Origin of the sequence: Bradyrhizobium erythrophlei (genome assembly GCF_042430365.1) — a bacterium.
In the GTDB taxonomy this organism is placed as follows: domain Bacteria; phylum Pseudomonadota; class Alphaproteobacteria; order Rhizobiales; family Xanthobacteraceae; genus Bradyrhizobium; species Bradyrhizobium erythrophlei.
This window is the reverse complement of sequence record NZ_JBHMET010000263.1, coordinates 1-19,032: the sequence shown is the minus strand read 5'-3', so window position 1 is coordinate 19,032 and position 19,032 is coordinate 1. Positions and strand designations below refer to the sequence as shown.

Below are 19,032 nucleotides of genomic sequence, written 5' to 3'. Positions count from 1 at the left end.
CCGGCAGACGCTCCACTTATCGACGCGGAGATTCTGTTCAGACAATCGGGACCAGCTCAGAGCGCCAGGAAGAATACCTACTTGCCAAGCGCTGGCGCGAGCACGGTGATCGCGACGCGGCGCACAAGCTGGTCACCAGCCATCTGCGGCTCGTGACCAAGATCGCCAGGGACTATCGCGGCTACGGCCTGCCGATCTCTGAGGCGATCTCCGAGGGCAATGTCGGCCTGATGCAGGCGGTCGAGCGCTTCGAGCCGGAGAAGGGCTTCCGGTTCGCTACCTACGCCGTGTGGTGGATCAAGGCGGCGATCCAAGAATACATCCTGCGGTCGCGGTCGCTGGTGAAGATGGGCACCACGGCCAACCAGAAGAAGGTGTTCTTCAACCTGCGCAAGGCCCAGAGCAAAATCTCCATCCTCGACGACGGCGATATGCGGCTGGACCAGGTGAAGATCATCGCCCGGCGGATCGGCGTCACCGAAACGGACGTGATTTACATGAACCGGCGGCTTGGCGGCGACACCTCGCTCAATGCCGCGATCCGCGAGGACGGCGATTCCGGCGAGTGGCAGGACTGGCTGGTGGACGAATCCCCAGACCAGGAGACGACGCTCGCCGCGAGCGAGGAGTTCAATAACCGCCACAAGACACTGTCCGATGCGCTCACCGTGCTCAACAAGCGCGAGCGGCGCATCTTCGAGACGCGCCGGCTCGCCGAGGGACAGAACACCCTCGTGGAGCTGGCCGAGGAGTACGGCGTCTCGCGGGAGCGCGTGCGCCAGATCGAGGTGAGCGCCTTTGAGAAGGTGCAGAACGCAATGATTCAGAGCGTCGTGTCGATGGCGACCCCGGCGCCTCTGCAGGTGCGTTAGCTTCCAACCCTCTCCCGTGGTGAGAGAAACTGACGATGGACGTGTCGCTCCGGGTACGCTTTACGGCAACCGAACGACGCGAGAGAGGCGCCGCTCACCGGATGCTGATCGAGCCCTCGCTCGACGATCCATGCACGGCACTTTGCGTCATCGATCGGGCGCCTAAGCCGCGCGCTGCAGATGGAAAGTTATCCGAAGTTTCACAATGAAGTCGGGGTGCCGACCGTGCGCATCGGCTGCCGCGAGTTCATGTGCATTGGGGATAAACCACCGCAAGATCACCCACACATCTACCTCAAGATGGGCGACGCCGGTGAGATCGTCTGCCCCTATTGCTCTACGCTATTCCGGTTCGATCCGAGCTTGGGCGCACACGAAGCTGATCCGGCAGATTGTGCTTACGGTGACAGGGACTGAGTTGAATTGCAGCAACGCTGCTTCCTTCGTCATGCCGGCCGCAGCCAACCCGCGCCAGGCGCCATCGTCCCGCAGCCTCGGGGCGGTTCACGATGGCCACGAACGACCCCAATTCGGCAGGGTGCAAGCGTCGCGACGGCCAAACCAGCGATGGCGGTTGCGCGCGACCAAGTCATAGATCGCGTCTCGGATCATCCGTGGGATGAATTGGAAGATCCATGTCCACTGTAGAGTCAGGAACGAAAGTATCTGCTACATAGTTTTTATCGACCGAACCAAACCGGATAACAGTGTGCGTATAAATCCAGCCACCCGGCACTCTGAAACGAAATATGGTTTCGTCATACTGACCGGAGACATGATCTTTAAAGACTTCTTCGCGGGTGTGAAGCTTTTGCTTAGGCATGAACATCTTTCAAGCGCCGCTGCCAATAGCCACCAAAATCAACTGACTTGCCACGCTTCAAAAGACAAAGCTGCGAGGCGGTTGACTTGCTCACCGTTCGACAGACGGCCGTTGTCCCCTCTCCAAGACCTCTCTTGAGCGTACCGCAAAAGGTACGCAAGGCAATGTGGTGATGGATGCCAATCTCCGCGCTGCGCATACGCGAAAAAAATCCTCTGCCCAATGGGTGCAAGCGTCGTCCATCGAATAGGCTTCTTCGTGGTTGATACGCTTACGGTCACGAGTCCGGCCCGTTGGCCCGGTTTTGTTCCAGGCGATCGATCCTGCCTCTTCGGTCGCAGCATTCGTCATCGTAAAGAGAACGACCATCCGGTCATAGTCGTAGTGCCGAAATCCTCCTCGCGTGAGCGCCATGTCACGAGACTTCTTCTTACGAAACATCCGCCATCTGTTCGCGGTTCAGATCTCAAGCCAGCCTATGAAATGCCGGCGGCAAAGGCTCGCGCACGAGTTCACTTAGATTTAGAACCTCCCCGCTTTCCGTGATGTCCGAGACGAGAACCTCGACAAAGGGATGCTGGCGGTTGAACGTGGCGCCCCGCTGGTATTTCGCGCTCACAATCCGCTCAATCGCTGCAAGGTTCAGCTTGCCAAGCGCATTGTATTGATCACGGAACAGACTTTGTCGTCCTCCACGGTGCTCGACAGAGTCGGCCCAGACGTCCATCACCTTGCGACCTATGAATGCCTCGACCCGTTCAGTTCCATCCTGGGCGTAAAGTCGTAGCCCATCCATGCTATGCGGTCCGTCATCGACGCTGAATTGTGCAAGCGACATGGGGAGTCCTCCTGTTGTGGGCGATCGTTCACATCGGCAGTCCCTCGCGGACTGCGCCTTTCCCTTGTCTCACCGCCACGAAGCCGCGGTGCCCAATATCGCATCGCGACGCGCGTCGTCCGTCACTGCGGCGTTACCACTGGACAATAACCGCTCCAGTGATCAGGAGACCAAAAAGAACTGGCAGCAAAATTGGAGGTACCAGCCACTCTCGCAGATTGAAGTTTTGGATGGTGGACACGCTAACCGCCCGTCTTGTGGCGGGAGCACAAAACTCTCAGTCACCGATAGTTGCCAAGGATGGGCGGTGATAGGTACAGCAGACGCTCTTTCTTTCACGATGTCGAGGGAAATCCCGAAGCGACGGCCAGCGAAGGCAAAGGTCAGCGGTCATGACGCGTCCGTCAGTCTCGATAGCAACGCGATGCGGGACCGGGATCTCAACCGCCTAGACCGGGCTCTAAGTGCTGTTTCCACTATATCGACCGGGCCCGCTGCGAAGAGGTTGCTATTGGGTGCCGGCGCATCCATATAACCAACAGCGTAACCGGTTTTCTGCAAGAAGGCGTTTCCGGAGACGCGACGCCTTAGCCGCACAACCTTAGCCACGCAAATCGTAGTCGACGATATCGAGCAACGGCACGTCGCTCCGGCGTGCGCGTCACGCGTCAGGACAAACTATGGCCATCGAACACGCGTCCGTGCGGGCCCTGCACAAGCCCTGGGGCGTCAGCGATCTCCAGCCATGGAGCGACATCGACGGCACGCGTGACGCCGTGGGAGAGCTGTGGTTCGAGCGGGCCGACAAGAACGCTCCTGTCCCTGCGCTGCTGCTCAAGCTGTTGTTCACAAGCGGGCCATTGTCCATCCAGGTCCATCCGGACGACACCTTCTCGCGCGCGATGGGGATGCCGAACGGCAAGAGCGAAGCATGGTACATCATCTCGGCGAAACTGGGCGCGCAGATCGGCATTGGCTTGAAGCGCCGGGTAACGCCGCAGGAATTGCGGGCGTCGATCGCGAACGGCTCTATCGTTGAACTGGTTCAATGGCGTCCAGTTGCGAAAGGCGATGTCATCTTCATCCCGGCCGGCACAATCCACGCTCTCGGCGCCGGCATCGTGCTGGCCGAAATTCAGCAGCGCAGCGACACCACGTTCCGTCTATTCGACTATGACAGACACCGTGAATTGCACATCGACAATGGCGTAGCCGTTGCCGACGCGTGGCCGCTTCGATCCCCAGCCAATCCGGCCCGCCTCACGGATGAACGGACGATTCTCGTCGCGAGCCGGCATTTCGTGCTCGAGCGCGTTGACCTGCCGGCGGCTTCGAGCTGGGCGCTCGTTGCGGAACCGGAGACCTGGGTTCTTGTTCTCGACGGCCATGCGGCGATCGGATTGGCCACGGTATCGATCGGGCAGGCGATATTCGTTGGCGGTGGTCGTAGCAGCATCGAGGTTGGCACCAATGGCTTGACCGTCCTGATTGCGTATCCGGCGGCCCGGCCAATTGATTCGCTTTTGCAGAGACTGTGCGAGCCATCGACCCAACCCGTTCAACCGGCCGCGCCCGATGATCCGAAATGGACCGCCCTGGCCGAGGCGCGGACGTGACGCCGCCCCGCAGGATTGCGCTGATCGGCAATTCATTGCCGCGCCGCTGCGGCATCGCAACATTCACGACCGACCTGCAACGCGCAATCTCGAATTCAGGACCGAACCTGCAAACCTGCGTCGTGGCGATGACTGACCACGATCAGACCTATGACTATCCTGCGTCGGTCGTCCTGCAGATCAGGGACGACAACCTTCAGGAGTATGCGCGCGCCGCAGCTTCCCTGAACGCTGGTCGATTTGACGTCGTCTCCCTACAGCACGAATTCGGGATTTTCGGCGGCGACGCCGGTGCCCACATCCTCGAATTGCTGACGCGCCTGACCATGCCGGTCGTCACGACACTGCACACGGTGCTGGCAAGCCCCAGCGCGGTCCAGCGCACGGTAACGGAGCGTATCGTCGAGGCGTCCGCGAAGGTCGTCGTGATGGCCGACAAGGGCCGTGAGCTGCTGCACAGCGTTTATCGGGTGCCGCACGAGAAGATCGAGGTCATCGCCCATGGCATCCCCGACTTTCCATTTGTCGAGCCGGACACGGTCAAAGCAAGATTAGGATTCGGCGGCCGCTCCGTCATTCTGACATTCGGGCTGTTGTCGCCCAGCAAGGGCATCGAGGTCATGATCGACGCCATGCCTTCGATCCTGAAACGACGACCGGATGCGGTGTATGTCGTGCTCGGCGCGACGCATCCCCATCTGGTTCGCGATCAGGGCGAAGCCTATCGCGAGAGCCTGACGGCACGCGTGCGCGGACTCGGCGTCGAAGATCATGTCGTCTTTCTCGACCAGTTCGTTGATCAGGCCACGCTGCTCGAGTTCATTTCAATGTGCGACGTCTACGTCACGCCCTATCTCAACGAAGCGCAAATGACGTCCGGTACGTTGGCCTACAGCTTCGGCCTCGGAAAACCGGTCGTCTCGACGCCCTATTGGCATGCGCGCGAGTTGTTGGCCGATGGGCGCGGCGTTCTCGTTTCCTTTGGCGACGCGGCGGGGATCGGCCACGAAATCGCGGAATTGCTCACCGACGACCCCCGCCGGCAGGCGATGCGCGAGCGGGCCTATGCCGCCAGCCGGTCCATGACATGGGAGCGTACCGCCGCGCGTTACATGATCGTATTCGAGCATGCGGGGCAGGGCCACCGGCTGAAGCTGATCGCGCGCGCCGTGCCTGACGCGATCGCGCCGCTCAGCCCCGCTGCGGCGCCCGACATGCGATTAGGGCATTTTCTGTCGATGTGCGACGATACCGGCCTGTTCCAGCACGCCGTGCATTCGGTGCCGGATCGCGCGCACGGCTATTGCGTGGATGACAATGCCCGCGCCTTGCTGTTGGCTTGCGCGCTCAATGAACCGGGCGAGCGGCCCATTTCCGATGTGCTGACGGCGCGCTTTGCCGCTTTTGTGCAGCACGCGTGGAATCCCGATACAGGAAGATTTCGCAACTTCATGGGTTTTAACCGGACCTGGCTTGAACACACCGGCTCCGCAGACAGTCACGGCCGAACGTTGTGGGCGCTAGGCGAGTGCACGCGGACAGATGCCAGCCCGTCGCGGCGTCGATGGGCGCGCACCTTGTTCGCCCAGGCGCTACCGGCCGTGGAGAGCTTTCGTTCCCCCCGTGCATCGGCCTTCACGCTGCTGGGTCTCGACGCCTACTGCACCGTGGTTGCCGATGATCGCCGCGCCCAGGATATCCGTCGTGTCCTTGCCGAAGGACTTCTGTCCGGCCTGGCATCGGTCGAAACGCCGGACTGGCAGTGGTTCGAGGAAGGCCTCGCCTACGATAATGCGCGCTTGCCGCAGGCCTTGATCGTCACAGGCATGGCGACGCACACACCTGTCTATGTCGACGCCGGGCTGAGATCCCTGCGCTGGCTGATGACACAACAAACGACATCGACCGGCCATTTCCGTCCCGTCGGCACGGCCGGTTTTGGCGAACTGCGGAAGCCTCCTCGCGCCTTTGATCAACAGCCTCTGGAAGCCACCGCGACAATTGCGGCCTGTTTGGCCGCGTGGCGCGCGGACGACGATGCCGAATGGAAGACGATCGCAACCAGGGCCTTCTCCTGGTTTCTCGGCAGCAACGACCTGTCGGTTGCGCTCGTCGATCCCGAGACCGGCAGTTGCCGCGATGGATTGCACCCCGATCGTGCTAATGAGAATTGCGGGGGCGAATCGGTAGTCTCGTATTTGCTGGCGTTGGCTGAGATCCGTCAGCTCGCGCGCGTCAACGTCAACCCGACAAATCCCGTGGCGCTTCGCGCCATCGGCGCTTGATCCGGCGCTCCAGGCGAACAGAGGATACCTCGTTGCAGGCCACTTTTCTCAATCGGCAGGCTCTCTATCTGCGTCCCGACCCCGCCCGTGTGATCGTGCGCCCGTTCAAGCCGGCGACCGAACCGCGCGATCTCAACCCGACCGACAAGACGCGCGCGAATCATATCGTCGAGCGCGTTCTCGCGCTCGACGCGAAGGCGGCAGCGAGCCAACTGGCGGACGTGCTGGAAAACTTCCAGGGCCGGCACCGCAACCTCCTGGAGACGTTTGAGCTCCGTGCCGACGAAATGGAAGAGGCGCTTACGGCGCACTGCACTTTTTCCGAAGTCCAGCGCCAGCTCATCGGCGCCTATTTCATGCACGAGTATTCGTTCGAGGCATCGGCACTGTTCAATCCGAGCATCGTACCGCACCCTGCCCAGTCGGGGACGCCGACGGGCAGCCTGCGCTTCATTCTCAGCCTCCGCGCCGTCGGCGAAGGACATGTGTCGTCGCTGACGTTTCGCGCCGGAACTGTCGCAGCCGACGGCAGTATTGCCGTCGATCCGACCGCCCGGCTCGCTTCCAGTCCCCGGATTGGGTATCGCGTGTCCGGACCGATCGGTGACAAAGTCGAGGTCATCTTCAATCCAGACTTGGACATCAGCGAACGCGTGATCTTTCCGGTGACGGAATCGCAGTCGAACGGCATAGAAGACGCCCGTTTTGTCGAATTCAGCGATGGCGGGCGGACGACCTATTACGCGACCTATACCGCCTACAAGGGCACTGCGATCCGGTCGGAATTGATCGAGACCGGCGACTTCCTCTCGTTTCGAATGTCGCCGCTGCACGGCGCCGCCGGGCGCAACAAGGGCATGGCGCTGTTTCCGCGCCGGATCGACGGCAAGTACGCCATGATTGCGCGCCAGGACAACGAGAATCTTTATCTGGTCTACTCGGACGATCTCTACAGATGGGAAGGCGGCCAGGCGATCCTGAAGCCGCAATTTCCCTGGGAGTTTGTGCAGATCGGCAACTGCGGATCGCCGATCGAATTGGAAGAGGGCTGGCTCTTGCTGACGCATGGCGTCGGCCCGGTCCGAAAGTATTCGATCGGTGCGGTGCTGCTCGACAAGCGCGACCCTTCACGGGTGCTGGCGCGTTCGAGCGAACCGCTATTGCGGCCCGAACCGTCCGAACGCGAAGGATACGTTCCGAACGTGGTCTATACGTGCGGCGCGATGCGGCACAATGATCAGATCATCTTGCCGTACGCAGTGTCAGACACTTTTTCCAACTTTGCGACAATGCAGATTTCTGCGCTGATGCAGGCAATGTCCTGACCCGGAGTCGCTTGGCGCGTGCTCAAAGGACAACCCCATGGCTCGCGAAACAAGCTACTTCGTCCAGGCATTCAATGCCGGCCGGGGAGGAAGCCTCAAAGCAGATGCTCCGATCGCCTGCAACACGGAAGCCGGCGCGCTCCGCACGGCCGAGAGACTGGCTTTGAGCAAAGTGGGCGTCATTGCCTTCTCATCCACGGGCGACCCTGAAATGGGTGACTATGACGACGAGCCGACCGTCATTTTCCGGCAGGGCGAGCTGCCATCGGCCTTCGACTGAGCTTGATTGCTTGGGCGGCCATCCTGATTTGGGGCACAGCTACCGTTGGCCAGGATGGCGGACGCTTCAGAACGCACAACGCCGCCAGGCCGAATAATGTCTGGCGGCGTTGTGCCAGACCCGGAAATTGCAATCCCCGGTAGCCATCTGTCTGCACAGACCGTGCAGAGGTTCACGCTCGCGCCCGCTGCTCTCAAATAGAAGCCGCAACCAGTGTTACGCGGTAAGAAGTGACCGGATGCCGTCCCCTGGTATCCGATGAATGACGGCCCAGTTCTTCCCCGGTGCTGAAGCAGTTGTCTATCTGGATACCATTGGCTCCGTCGATCGATCGAATACCGATTACGCCGCCGGCGAAGTCAGAGAAGCGATCGGCGCGTCGAATGCGTACACAAAGCCGGTCGGCTCATAGGTTAGTCGCACGTCGCCCTTGAGCTGCTTGCCCAGCGTCTCGATCAATCGTGTCCCGAAGCTGCGCTTTTCCGGAGGGTGGACGGGGGGACCGTTTTTCTCGGTCCATGCAAGTTGCAAGCGCTGTGTCTGCGGATCCAGCGCCCAGGAGATGTCGACGCGTCCCTCCGGGACCGACAGGGCGCCAAACTTCGTGGTGTTCGTGCAAAGCTCGTTAAGCATCATCGCGACGGCGATGACAGTACCCGACGCCATCCGGATATCTGGTCCCGAAATCGAGAATTTCGGCTCATCCGGATTGTCGAAGGCCTCGGTGGCGCTGCGGACGACGGTGCCAAGATCCGCGCTGGTCCATCTCGCCTGTAGAAGGAGATCGTGCGCCCGTCCAAGCGCCAGCAGCCGGCCTTCGATCGCGTGCTGCGCGTGCTCAGCTCCCTGCAAATTGCGCAGGCTCTGGGAGACGATGGCCCCCACGGTCGCGAGCGTATTCTTGATGCGGTGGTGCAGCTCTTCAAGGATCAGCCTCTGCAGCTTGTCGGACGCCTCGCGCTCCCGGGCGTTGATGCCGGCGTTGGCAAGCAGACTGCGGGTATTGATCTCGGCCTGGGCGAGGAGAAGCCGCAAACTGACATTCTCCGCCGCCAGAAACTTCTGGTGCGGTTCTGCGCCGCTCCCGGCGCGCCGGTCTGTACGGAGATCGACTTCAATCATCCTCCAACCCTATCACCATAAGTCGTGTTCCGCACTTGTCTTCGCGGATGTTCCTGCCGCAGCCGGGCGGCTTTGGCGGTATCCGGCGTGAAAACGCCAGCGTCAGGTGTGGCCGATCATGCTGCGCATCTCGGCGATCATTACCCCAGCTTCGAGTGGCTTGCCGAAGAACCTGCTGCAGGGGGGAAGATCGCTGCTCGGCGGGTTCAATTGCCCCGACACCAAGATGATCTTGATCGATGGCCAACGTTTGTGGACGGCGAGCGCAAGTCCCAGGCCGTCCATGCTGCCGGACGTCTGGATGACGGTACACATCAGCGCGATGTCGGATCTGGATTCTAGGATCGCGACGGCTTCGTCGGCATCCAGGGCTTCAATCGGCGTGTAGCCGGCGTCTACCACCATGTCGACTGCGCGCATGCGGAGCATCATCTCGTCCTCGACGATGAGAACGACGGCTGGAACGCATGAAAGATCGAGCACCATCGGACGGGCGTCCACGGGACCGGCTATCGACTCGGACGGGCGGTCGACCCGGGACAAGCATCTCGGCGCCCATTTGATCCATGTCAGGGCGCTCTTTTCCTGAATACCCGGGCCAATTACGATCGGTGAACGGAGATCGGGAAGGAACGGCAGCAATACCGGCGGTACGAGCCACTCGCGAACACTCAATTTGTAGAGATTGGACATATCGGCCGCGTTTGGTCGCGGCGGGAGCGCAATGCTCTCAGTCAGCGATGGCAGCCGGGGAAGCGCGCGGTGATATGGAAGATATAGTGACGCTTCGCCGAATAGCGAGGCTGGTTGCAACTTATTTGTCGTGGATCGAGCAGGGTTGTAATCCGATTCCGGCGTATTTACGCTTGAGCGCAACCGGATCGCTTCAACACTCTTCCCGTTGCGCGAGCTTTCGCCACGCCAGATCTTGTCAGCGATATCGATGGCCGTCGAATATGCCTCGGTGCGGGTCTACAAGCGGGCACGGCGCCTTGTACACCGACAACTTGATCGGTCACAGCCACATGATTGAATTTCCAAATCACAGCCGTTCATATGATCGAACGCGGGATGCCGTGCGATTTTGGGGACATGATAGCGCAATAGAGGCATCGTTTTTCATAGACGAAGGCGCGTTGAGGCGCATCCAACCAGATGCACGTCCTGATGAGTCGGGTCTTCTGAACGCGTTCGATTCCAACCGTGATCGGATATGTGCCGCCGCCGCCAAGGTCTACGTTGGCGGAAGCAGGGGTTCTTACGATCTGATCGCCGCAAATTTTTGAGCGAGTATCTCTGGCGGAGCCTCGGTCCTGATTGGCGAACGGTCCGAAACGACGGAGCAACGCCGGTTCTAAGACATTGTGGCAGCCGCGCTCCAGCCCTGCGTTAGATCCGAATCGAGACTGCAAGCGATCAACCTCCTGAGAGGATGTCATAGCTACAGATTTTGCGGCGACGTTCCTTGCGTGTGGAGGAATTTTCCTCCTCTCCTTTTTCATGATCTGGGCGTTCTGATTTGTCGAGCGGCTGCGAGGCGCGAGCGCGCCCCAGTTGGGGAGGCTAGGTCGGGGACACTCAAATATTTCAGATTAGGACGGAACGAATGATCTTGGGAGTTCTTGGTCCTCAGCAATCGGTGATCTTATCTCCGAGAGCCAGCCCACTGACCGGTCGACATTTTGCTCAATGCCCGGCGGAAGGTTTCAAGCGGCCTCAGATGCCACCCGCTCTGAGGCCGTTTCCTTGGACACTGGGAATCGGGACTTAGGGTCCCATGGAACCAAAGCGGCATAGCTTCCGCTTCCAAGCCGCCGAGCCCCCTTCCTCGGATTCGCCGCGCCGGCGCCGGCGCCCTCGATCGACCGCGTGCTCTCCGGCAAACAATGGATTCACGAAGTCAAGTTCGACGGCTACCGCGTTCAGATCCACATGGCCAATGTCGCGGCAAAGGTGTTCACGCGGCGAGAACATCGCCAGCAGCCAAGCCGCCTTGCGCTGTCCAATTCGGAGGCTGTCAATGCAGCCACACCAGAAGCGCTCCACCCAAGACGATTGGCGACACGCCGAAGGCCATTGCACCCCAAAACAAGGCGTCCTTGAAAACATCGAGGTTGCGATGCATGGCAGTTCCTTTCCACCTGCGTCGCTTGGTCAAGGATTAAGACCGAAGCGCTCGTGGGCTATAACCATCGTCAACATTCTCGGCACCGGCGATGTCGTGGCGGCGGCGGGAGCACTCGCTGGTCACGCCTGCTAAGGCCACCGTAGTGTTACGGACGTTTACTGTCGCTTTTTGCATCGACTGCAGGGTCGATACGCGTTTGCTCTATGGATTGTCCATCTTATTTCCGATCAGCCAGGCCCTCGTGGCCGGGCTTTTCGTTCTAGGCAGGCATCGCGGCGGCCCGCTTGAAGCTGGTGTGCGTAGCCCCGGGCGAGGAAAGCCACTCGTTCACCTGAGAAGCCATGTCGGCTTGTTGGGCTCTGCGGATAAGGCGCTCGCGTTCGATGCGCGGCAGAGTGCCCGTCGCTTGTTGGCGCAAACGAACAGCCGCTTGTGTCAGTCTATTTTGACGCGTTTTAGTTTGTTGAATACCGCGATGCTTCTGCATGCGCTGCTCCATCCCTTCGGGGATTGGCGGGAGCGCGACCGGCGTTCTCATCACCGATGTTTGCCACGGTACCGGGCGGTGATGTAGTGATTGTGCGCCCTAAATCCGGGACATGCCACAAAATAACGAAGGCGTGGAAGGGAACCAACCCCGAAACGCCCCGAGAGCGGGTAGGCCGCGCCATGTACAGGGGGTTAGCGGGGCCGCTGCGAATTGCTGAAGTTCCGATGCGCCACGATGGGCTCGATGGTCCATTGCGACCTTGATACTCCCGACGGCCGCTAAAATCGCTCCGGCGAGGCACAGCGTCACAAAGGCCCAATCGCGTATCCTGCGTTGAGAAGATATTCACTGCGTTCGGAGCGCAGGGACGGTCCACTTCAGACGGCCACGACGAGCGAATGTCGGTATCGGTGGTTGCGAGTCCCTCCCCCGCTACCACCTTTCCCCACACTCCTTTGACGTGGTTTGGATAGGCCTTTTCCCCGAGCAGGGCATTTAGCCTGCCTGCTATCTCCACGGCGACGCCACCTGTGCGCCCTGGATCGCGGAACACAGTGACCGTCTCGACCAGGTCTCTGATGGCTTCTGCGGCCTCTCCGTCGCCCGCACTGACACCTTTCGCGAGTGCTTCCTCAAGTCTACCGAGTTGCTCCTCGTATCGTTTGAGGACGGCCGGATGCAGCGCGACTTCCTTCGGGGCGGGCGGTTCACTCTGCAACTCCTCAGATATCCGCTTTCGTTCGGCATCTAAGGAGGTCGATCGTGGTCCGAGAACGGACGGATCGCCATGTCCTTTTGCGATGGCATCCACCAGTCGTTCGATTTCCCGGTTCAATTGCCCAAGCTGCTGCTCAAGGCGCTGCCGTTTTGCATTTGATGTAGCTGCGAGGCGCTTCCGGTCCTCGAGATACGTGCGTACGTACTCTGAAATAACCTTCGGCGCGCGCAATTCGGCCTTTAGCCCGCTGAGGACTGCACACTCGACCGTGTCTAAATAGAAGGTCTTGGCGTCAGGACACATGCCGCTCTCCGTCGCCGCCGAGCAGCGAATGCGAACGCGCCCCGATTTGTCCCGCCCATTGGTTGCCATGCCCGAGCCGCATGAACCGCAACGGAGCAGGCCAGATAGCATCCGACGAGGCCGACGTTGATGGCTAGGGTGGGCGCGACCGCGCTCCTCTTTGCGCTTCTGAGCAGCTGTGAACAGCTCTGAACTGACAATTGCAAGATGCAACACTTCAGCAACCTGCCAGTCACTCTTCGGATTTGGTCGTGACAGGCGCTTTCCCGAGTCGGGATCTTTCACCATCCTGACCTTGTTCCAGACGAGGCGGCCTACATAAAGCTCGTTCTGCAGAATGCCGGCACCCCTCTCAAGATTGCCATTAATAGTTGAGGCATTCCATGCCCGGCCTCGCGGAGGTGATACCCTCTCCTTGTTGAGGTCGTGCGCGATTTCGCGAGGCGTTCGACCGTCCACGTATTCCTGAAAGATGCGCCGGATCACGTGGGCCTCGGCCTCGACGACGACCCGTTCGCCGCTCTTTCCGGCGACCGCGGCGTATCCGTATGTCAGGCCACCTCCAGCCAAACCTTGCTTGACCCGCCCTGCTTGGCCACGACGAACCTTGTGAGCGTTGTCCTCACGATAGAGTTGTCCGACCAGGCCGCGAAGGCCGACCAGCACGGTGTTGACGACGCCTTCGTGAACCGCCCGGATTTCGATCCCGGGAAAAGATAACCGCTTATGGATGCCTGCGAGATCTTCCCATGTCGCGAGACAGGCGATCCAGCGCTTCGACGATCACTACGTCAAAGGATCTCTCCCGCGCTTGGTCCAACATCCGCAGAAGGCCTTCGCGACCCATGACCGAGCCGCCTGAGCGGGCCTGATCTTCATAGGTGCTGATAACGGTTAAGCCTTCGCGCTCGGCATAGCTTTGACAAAGTGAAAGCTGATCTTCAATCGAACGCTCATTCTGAAGATCGGTTGAGAACTGAGCATAGATCGTCGCTCTCTTCCTTGTCTCTTCGATTGGCGACCTCTTTTTCATGATCTTCCCTCGCGGCCAGACGAGCAAGTACCCGCGCGAGACGTAGGATCGCCTTGTCTGGATTCGTCTGCAAGGACAATTTGCGATGCGCGTCCCGCACGATCGAACCTCTAGGTCATCGCGCAACTTAACGAGGTGCACGCACCTGCGCTGGCGCCAATCCACACAATGTGGACGGTGGTGATCATCCCGAGCATCATGCTCGGGCAATGCCTAAGCGGAACGGCCGCTATAAGCTCGTCGTGCAATTGGATGCCGCGGCGAAGAAAAAAGGGAAGGAGCCTGGGACAGCTTCGCCCGCCGAAGTGCTTGCCGCTAGCAAGCGGTAGCTCTGGCGCCCATATTTGGGGCGAGACTGCGGCACCGTCACCAACAGACTCTGACCAGCTATTGATTCCGTGGCCAGTTCGGCCTGAATCGAACCTGCAGCCAGACCGTTATGAGCGGCAGAAAATCGATCGGATTCGTTGATTTCTCTGCGTTTTCGTTTGATTACGATCGCGTTCATTGCGTCTTGGCGAGGTCGTTTCTGGTGCGAAACTGGTGCGGTCCGTGGCCATTCGTCGAACGGGTGGCGGGCAGGGCGTCGCCGGAGGATTTCGAAGGGGCATACATCTAATTCGGCGACAGCAGCTGGCTTTCTTGAACCGCGTTGCCGACCGACTCACGCGCAATTGACGCCGGGCCGCACGTTGATCCTTGCGAGCTCGCGACGCTCGTCGTCCGACAACTGCCAATCCTCGCACTGACTGCAAAGCTGCCGGAAAACGTCATGTAACCTGCTTCGAGCGACCTTGACGATTTCGGTGTCGTCGAATTCGCAAGAGTTCAGGAAGATCGGCAACGCAAAATTGATCTGATGGCCTTCGAATTGAAACATCAAGCGAATGTCCTCGCCTCGTTCGTTCGGCGAAATCGCCTCGATGCGTGCGACCCTTATCTTGAACTTTCCCACAGTCATACCTCGCTGATCCAGTTTGGACCATCTCTCCGTATGAAGGATCACTTGCCACACAGCACGTCGTGGCCTTCATGGCCGCCTGGTCGCCGCCTCGGCTTGATCTCGATCGAATTCAGCAGTGACGCAGCTGCGATCATGACGAGAATGCCAGCAAGGCTGAGCGCGACCTGCATCGCAATCTCATTGGAGATGCTGAGCAGCGCGATGTGGCTGGCAAGCGCGAGCAGAACGCCGAGACAATAGATCGCCAGGGAGTTCTCACCACAGAGAATCGCCCCTCGCATCACCGGCGTCGTCAGCCCTCGCCAATTGCGAGGCACGAGCCATACCGTCAAAATCGCAAGGGCAAAAAAATGCAGCAATCGCAATGGATCGAGATCCGATTTGTTGAGGCTCACCAGCATTTGTGGGATCATGGCTTCGGGTAGTTTGATGGCCCAACTGAGTGCGATCGTCAGACTAAAAACCAGATAGACAACGGCAAGTCCGAGCGCCGTGCGTGAGCTCAACCACGGCAAGATCCGGTTGCCCTCCGTCACCCACCACGCGCCAAGCACAACCAGCAGCTGCCACGCCAGCGGATTGAAGGGCCAGACGTTGCTCGGCCATGCCGGGACGGTCCAACCGAACACGTGCACCAGCGTATAAAGCAACAAGGAAGCGCCGAGCGTCAGGCTCGGTGCTCGCAATAGCAGCCACAGCAGCGGCGCGAACAAGAGGTGATAAACCACAAAGAGCGGCAAGATGTCGGTGTTGACGGGACGGTATTGCAGGATCGCCGCATGGGCGAGCGTCGCGCCCGGATGTTCCAACAGAATCCGCGTGTTGGTCTCCTCGGCAATCCGGCTGCTATCTGCGAAGTAAACCATGATGGTGCAAGCAAGCGTGAGCAGCAGAAATGCGACATAAATGCCCCAGCTTCACTGCAGCGTACGGCTGATCACACCGCTCCAGCCTTCGCGCAGACGTGGCTGAACACCACCGTTTCCTGTCGCGATCGGATCGTCGTCATGGTCGATCTTTCTCGAAGCCTGCCACGCGGCGCCGTCGTAGTGGATAGCCGCTGACCCGGAGGAATCTCGCGGGCGCACGCGCCCGCGCGCACTCAGGTCGAAGCGTTCGATTGCAAATTGGATTGGCTTCCGAGCGGCGTAGAAGACGCAGTAGTGTTAATTCTCTTTTCGGCGCTTCATCCTGATAACCTGCGGCTCCAGGCCAGCGCCACAATCGGACCCGGCAGGACGGTGCGCTCATTACGCTCGGATAGCTATCTTTTTCTCTAGATGGTCAAGGCACTCCGGAGGAGCCAGGAGCCGCTTGCGAATGGATAGCTCATTGACCAGTCCAAATCGTCTCTCGCTTCTAGGCAGAAAGCGCTTTGGCTTCTGCGACACCCGAGAGAAAGCGGTTGTCGGTGAAGCGCGTGGTGGCTTCGCCATCCTTCAACCTGTCGAACGTATTCCTCAGTGCTTTTGCTGATGAAGCCGTTCGCGGCAGGTCAGTTGGTCACCGCCGTTTCCGAATTTCTCCATTCGGAGAAAACCAAGCGCGACAGCCTAAACGGATCGCGCTCGCCGCGGTTGGAGATTCGTGCGGCCTGTACGTGGCCGCGGTATGGACGCGCCTGGGACACGAACCGTTTCGAAGCGAATGGTTCATCTTGTTGATGATGCTCTACGGATCTTTTGGCTTCTACATCGGCATTGATCTGCCGGTCGTCCTGCTCAGAGGTCGATTTTGAGGGAAGAGTCGAAGCGCGACACCGATGCGGCTGAGATCTTCGGTGCGTCTGGAACATTCGTTGCCGCGATTGCGGCATTTCTATCTGTCAGCGTCATTGTCCTCGATCAGACCATCCCACAGGGTTTGATAGTTATGATCGCGTGCTGCTGGGCGGTTGGTTCCTCGCTTCAGATTGCTGGCGGCGCTATCGCTCGCAACCTCGATTGAGGGACATGCCAGTTAGACGCCAAGCGATGCATTGCGTTGTCTCTTTTCGTGCCATCTTATTCGTACCCTGGGGCTCGTTATTCGAACCGTCGACCCCCATATCTACGTTTATCCTGGTCGACCATCGAGATTGGCCGGAGGCGCGGAGACTTCAGCGAAAGGGCTCTGCATGTTCAAATCTCAGCAGTATCGCGCAAGGGCCACCGAGCGCGGCGAACTCCTCAAGGGTTCGACCAGCGCTGAGGAAAGTCGTAAATTCAAGACTTGGAGGGACGGCTTCGGGCGAGGCTTCGTCGCGGATTGCGACGATCCTGTGCACATCGCGGAGCAGGACCGACGCCGCGGGGCAGCCCCTGCGGCTGACGATGAGCACGTTCTGCGGTGTCTCGGCGTCGCCCTTATCATGAAATGGATGGCCTTGCCGACGACGCTGCAACGGGAGCTCTTCGACACCGCGGGATCGGTCGGAATGCTAGTGGAGACAGCGGCGCTCCGAGGGCGGATTGCCCGATTTCTGCACAAGCACATAGAAGCCGGTCGTGGCACGCCCAGCGATGCGAAATGGTGCGCTGCGGCTCTGTCGCGGTGGGATAACGAGGGAGGCGCAGTCCGTGACGGACTGACGATGTGAGTAAGCGCGGACAACAGGAGGATTCCCCATGTCACTTACCCAATTTGGCATCGATGACGGCCCCCATAACATGGATGGCCTACGGATTTTTGCCCGGGATGGAACCGATCAGGTCGAGGCGTTCGTAAGCCGCAAGGTGATGGACGTCTGGGCCGAGGCTGTCGAGCACCGTGGAGGACGACAAAGTCTGTACCGGGATCAATACAACGCACTTGGCAAGCTGAACCTTGCAGCGATTGAGCGGATCGTGAGCGCCAAATACCAGCGAGGCGCTGCGTTCAATCGGCAACATCCGTTTATCGAGGTTCTGTTCTCGGACATTACGGAAAGCGGCGAGGCTTTAGATCTAAGTGAGCTCGTGCGAGACGCTTTGCCGCCGGCATTTCGTAGGCTGACTTGATATCTGCACAACGGGATGCTGAGAGAAAAACGCCGCCGAACAGGCTCGGTCGTGGTCGCCAAGCCCTTGAGGAGAGTGCGACGACGGTTTCGACGCCCCGCTCCCGCGGAGGTTCAGCTGCAGCGAGTTCAACTAGTCTCCTCTGCCTTTGGGGAGGTTTGTCGACATGATCGAGCGCAGAGGGGGCGGGACGGACGGATGTTCATTCGGGTACGAGATTCCTATTTCCGTTCCATTGCCTAGGCTGTCAGCTGGAGGGTCACCGGTAGTATCGACACCTTCGTGCTGAGTTTCATCTTCACCGGTAGCGTCAAGGTTGCGGGCTCGATCGCCGGCGCTGAAGCGATCACCAAAATGACCCTCCACTATCTTCACGAAAGAGCCTGGTCCGTCATTTGCTGGGATCAGCAAGGGCAAACTGACGCCGGCTCCGGTCCGCTCTGATCCGCTATTCCTGATATCTGTGCGCTGGAACGATTTGGGCGCGCGGTGGTCAATCCTCCCGGTCTATCTCGGACTTGTCGCGCAGAACCGCGTTCAGAAGCGAGCTATGAACCTCGATCTTTCCATTGTAGCTGATGAAGCCGAGCTTGCGGAACTTATTCATGAAGAAGCTAACCCGTGATCGGGTCGCGCCAATCATGTCGGCCAGCGTTTCCTGACTGATATTGACGCCAATGGGCTGCGGACTGCCTTCCTTGCCGAAATTTGCCAGCAGAAGTAACAGCCGAGCCAAGCGTTTCTCACTCGAATTGAACAGTTGGTCGATCAGGTCTTCTTCGATCCGGCTATTGCGCGCGAGCAGGTACGCCATGAATAAGTGAGAGAATTTCGGCTTGCTTTCGAGCGCTGCAATCATCGCCTTCTTCGATATTCTTGTGATAGTGGAGTCCTCCATTGCCGTAGTAGTGGCAATACGCAATGGATGTCCGTTGAGGCAGCCTTCGCCAAAGAATTGCCCCGGCTCCAAAATCCCGACGACGGCTTCCTTACCTTGGTCAGAAACGACCGTGAGCTTGATCTTTCCCTCTTGAATGTAGAATACCGCGTCCGCAACGTCTCCCTGCGCGAACACGTTCTGACCTTTGCTCAATTTAGAGATCGATTTTCCGACCCCGACCTCGGCGAGGAAAGACTTGGGATCAAATAAGTTCTTGGCCGGTTTCGCCAAAGCAGTACTTTCGTTCGCTGGGCGTTAGGCGGCGCGGGGCGAACTGCGGCTGCCCCTACCAGCCGGGCTCGTCTACGATCGAGCGG

Annotated in this window: 22 protein-coding genes and 3 pseudogenes; 13 read left to right on the top strand and 12 right to left on the bottom strand. The window is 59.5% G+C overall.

Going from position 1 to position 19,032, the window contains the following annotated elements:
- Nucleotides 1–44: 44 nt before the first annotated feature.
- Together rpoH and ACFFWD_RS40260 are read left to right on the top strand one after the other, a co-directional pair.
- Nucleotides 45–872: an RNA polymerase sigma factor RpoH gene (gene rpoH / locus ACFFWD_RS40265; RefSeq protein ID WP_376974947.1), complete on the top strand. Its 828-nt coding sequence runs from the start codon at nucleotides 45–47 to the stop codon at nucleotides 870–872.
- Between the two features lie 180 nt (nucleotides 873–1,052).
- Nucleotides 1,053–1,289 carry a zinc-finger domain-containing protein gene (locus tag ACFFWD_RS40260; RefSeq protein WP_376974946.1) on the top strand — a complete coding sequence of 79 codons (237 nt, stop codon included), beginning with the start codon at nucleotides 1,053–1,055 and terminating at the stop codon, nucleotides 1,287–1,289.
- Between the two features lie 87 nt (nucleotides 1,290–1,376).
- On the opposite strand, the gene ACFFWD_RS40255 is transcribed toward ACFFWD_RS40260, so the two are convergent.
- The 3 genes from ACFFWD_RS40255 to ACFFWD_RS40245 all read right to left on the bottom strand — a co-directional run bounded on the left by ACFFWD_RS40255 (nucleotide 1,377) and on the right by ACFFWD_RS40245 (nucleotide 2,533).
- A complete protein-coding gene (locus ACFFWD_RS40255) occupies nucleotides 1,377–1,484 on the bottom strand; it encodes a thiol-disulfide oxidoreductase DCC family protein (RefSeq protein WP_376974945.1) in 108 nt (35 codons plus the stop codon).
- Complete coding sequence (locus ACFFWD_RS40250) at nucleotides 1,462–1,695, bottom strand: hypothetical protein (RefSeq protein ID WP_376974944.1); 234 nt, start codon at nucleotides 1,693–1,695, stop codon at nucleotides 1,462–1,464. Before ACFFWD_RS40250 ends, ACFFWD_RS40255 begins: the two co-directional genes overlap by 23 nt.
- A gap of 466 nt (nucleotides 1,696–2,161) precedes the next feature.
- Entirely contained in the window at nucleotides 2,162–2,533 is a 372-nt protein-coding gene (locus ACFFWD_RS40245; protein WP_376974943.1) for a signal transduction histidine kinase, read from the bottom strand.
- 680 nt (nucleotides 2,534–3,213) lie between these two features.
- Between ACFFWD_RS40245 and ACFFWD_RS40240 the strand changes: the two genes are divergently transcribed.
- The 4 genes from ACFFWD_RS40240 to ACFFWD_RS40225 are packed head-to-tail and all read left to right on the top strand — an operon-like array spanning nucleotide 3,214 to nucleotide 8,039.
- Nucleotides 3,214–4,149, top strand: a complete 936-nt coding sequence (locus tag ACFFWD_RS40240; RefSeq protein ID WP_376974942.1) for a class I mannose-6-phosphate isomerase — start codon at nucleotides 3,214–3,216, stop codon at nucleotides 4,147–4,149.
- Nucleotides 4,146–6,434, top strand: a complete 2,289-nt coding sequence (locus tag ACFFWD_RS40235) for a glycosyltransferase family 4 protein (RefSeq protein WP_376974941.1) — start codon at nucleotides 4,146–4,148, stop codon at nucleotides 6,432–6,434. The genes ACFFWD_RS40240 and ACFFWD_RS40235 overlap by 4 nt, the downstream gene beginning before the upstream one ends.
- A gap of 32 nt (nucleotides 6,435–6,466) precedes the next feature.
- Entirely contained in the window at nucleotides 6,467–7,759 is a 1,293-nt protein-coding gene (locus ACFFWD_RS40230; RefSeq protein ID WP_376974940.1) for a glycoside hydrolase family 130 protein, read from the top strand.
- A 37-nt stretch (nucleotides 7,760–7,796) separates the two neighbouring features.
- Nucleotides 7,797–8,039 (top strand): hypothetical protein, encoded by a 243-nt coding sequence (locus ACFFWD_RS40225; protein ID WP_376974939.1) that lies wholly within the window; start codon nucleotides 7,797–7,799, stop codon nucleotides 8,037–8,039.
- Nucleotides 8,040–8,381: 342 nt separating this feature from the next.
- Here ACFFWD_RS40225 and ACFFWD_RS40220 read toward each other — a convergent pair whose 3' ends face one another.
- The gene (locus ACFFWD_RS40220) at nucleotides 8,382–9,161 is read right to left on the bottom strand and encodes a sensor histidine kinase (protein ID WP_376974938.1); all 780 of its coding nucleotides are present in this window, start codon (nucleotides 9,159–9,161) and stop codon (nucleotides 8,382–8,384) included.
- 102 nt (nucleotides 9,162–9,263) lie between these two features.
- Entirely contained in the window at nucleotides 9,264–9,854 is a 591-nt protein-coding gene (locus tag ACFFWD_RS40215) for a response regulator (protein WP_376974937.1), read from the bottom strand.
- Nucleotides 9,855–9,901: 47 nt separating this feature from the next.
- On the opposite strand from ACFFWD_RS40215, the gene ACFFWD_RS40210 reads away from it, so the two are divergent.
- The 3 genes and pseudogenes from ACFFWD_RS40210 to ACFFWD_RS40200 all read left to right on the top strand — a co-directional run bounded on the left by ACFFWD_RS40210 (nucleotide 9,902) and on the right by ACFFWD_RS40200 (nucleotide 11,421).
- Entirely contained in the window at nucleotides 9,902–10,447 is a 546-nt protein-coding gene (locus ACFFWD_RS40210) for a DUF1488 family protein (RefSeq protein WP_376974936.1), read from the top strand.
- A gap of 529 nt (nucleotides 10,448–10,976) precedes the next feature.
- A pseudogene (locus ACFFWD_RS40205) lies at nucleotides 10,977–11,135 on the top strand (ATP-dependent DNA ligase); the annotation flags it as partial.
- 46 nt (nucleotides 11,136–11,181) lie between these two features.
- Nucleotides 11,182–11,421: a hypothetical protein gene (locus ACFFWD_RS40200; protein ID WP_376974935.1), complete on the top strand. Its 240-nt coding sequence runs from the start codon at nucleotides 11,182–11,184 to the stop codon at nucleotides 11,419–11,421.
- A gap of 127 nt (nucleotides 11,422–11,548) precedes the next feature.
- Here ACFFWD_RS40200 and ACFFWD_RS40195 read toward each other — a convergent pair whose 3' ends face one another.
- From ACFFWD_RS40195 to opgC, 6 genes and pseudogenes are all read right to left on the bottom strand, one after another.
- Nucleotides 11,549–11,776 carry a hypothetical protein gene (locus ACFFWD_RS40195; protein ID WP_376974934.1) on the bottom strand — a complete coding sequence of 76 codons (228 nt, stop codon included), beginning with the start codon at nucleotides 11,774–11,776 and terminating at the stop codon, nucleotides 11,549–11,551.
- The gene (locus ACFFWD_RS40190; protein ID WP_376974933.1) at nucleotides 11,745–13,466 is read right to left on the bottom strand and encodes a recombinase family protein; all 1,722 of its coding nucleotides are present in this window, start codon (nucleotides 13,464–13,466) and stop codon (nucleotides 11,745–11,747) included. The genes ACFFWD_RS40195 and ACFFWD_RS40190 overlap by 32 nt, the downstream gene beginning before the upstream one ends.
- A gap of 58 nt (nucleotides 13,467–13,524) precedes the next feature.
- On the bottom strand, nucleotides 13,525–13,833 hold the full coding sequence (locus ACFFWD_RS40185) for a recombinase family protein (RefSeq protein ID WP_376974932.1): 309 nt from the start codon (nucleotides 13,831–13,833) through the stop codon (nucleotides 13,525–13,527).
- A gap of 229 nt (nucleotides 13,834–14,062) precedes the next feature.
- A complete protein-coding gene (locus tag ACFFWD_RS40180) occupies nucleotides 14,063–14,341 on the bottom strand; it encodes a hypothetical protein (RefSeq protein WP_376974931.1) in 279 nt (92 codons plus the stop codon).
- A gap of 156 nt (nucleotides 14,342–14,497) precedes the next feature.
- Nucleotides 14,498–14,713 (bottom strand): hypothetical protein, encoded by a 216-nt coding sequence (locus ACFFWD_RS40175; RefSeq protein WP_376974930.1) that lies wholly within the window; start codon nucleotides 14,711–14,713, stop codon nucleotides 14,498–14,500.
- Nucleotides 14,714–14,835: 122 nt separating this feature from the next.
- Nucleotides 14,836–15,756 (bottom strand): annotated as a pseudogene (gene opgC, locus ACFFWD_RS40170) (OpgC domain-containing protein); the annotation flags it as partial.
- A 446-nt stretch (nucleotides 15,757–16,202) separates the two neighbouring features.
- On the opposite strand from opgC, the gene ACFFWD_RS40165 reads away from it, so the two are divergent.
- The 4 genes and pseudogenes from ACFFWD_RS40165 to ACFFWD_RS40150 all read left to right on the top strand — a co-directional run.
- Nucleotides 16,203–16,535, top strand: coding sequence for a hypothetical protein (locus ACFFWD_RS40165; RefSeq protein WP_376974929.1), 333 nt, complete (start codon nucleotides 16,203–16,205; stop codon nucleotides 16,533–16,535).
- A 378-nt stretch (nucleotides 16,536–16,913) separates the two neighbouring features.
- Entirely contained in the window at nucleotides 16,914–17,375 is a 462-nt protein-coding gene (locus ACFFWD_RS40160) for a hypothetical protein (RefSeq protein WP_376974928.1), read from the top strand.
- Nucleotides 17,376–17,403: 28 nt separating this feature from the next.
- Entirely contained in the window at nucleotides 17,404–17,775 is a 372-nt protein-coding gene (locus ACFFWD_RS40155) for a signal transduction histidine kinase (RefSeq protein ID WP_376974927.1), read from the top strand.
- 255 nt (nucleotides 17,776–18,030) lie between these two features.
- Nucleotides 18,031–18,219, top strand: a pseudogene (locus ACFFWD_RS40150) (DUF2061 domain-containing protein); the annotation flags it as partial.
- Nucleotides 18,220–18,268: 49 nt separating this feature from the next.
- On the opposite strand, the gene ACFFWD_RS40145 reads toward ACFFWD_RS40150, so the two are convergent.
- Entirely contained in the window at nucleotides 18,269–18,946 is a 678-nt protein-coding gene (locus tag ACFFWD_RS40145; RefSeq protein ID WP_376974926.1) for a Crp/Fnr family transcriptional regulator, read from the bottom strand.
- Nucleotides 18,947–19,032 lie beyond the last annotated feature (86 nt).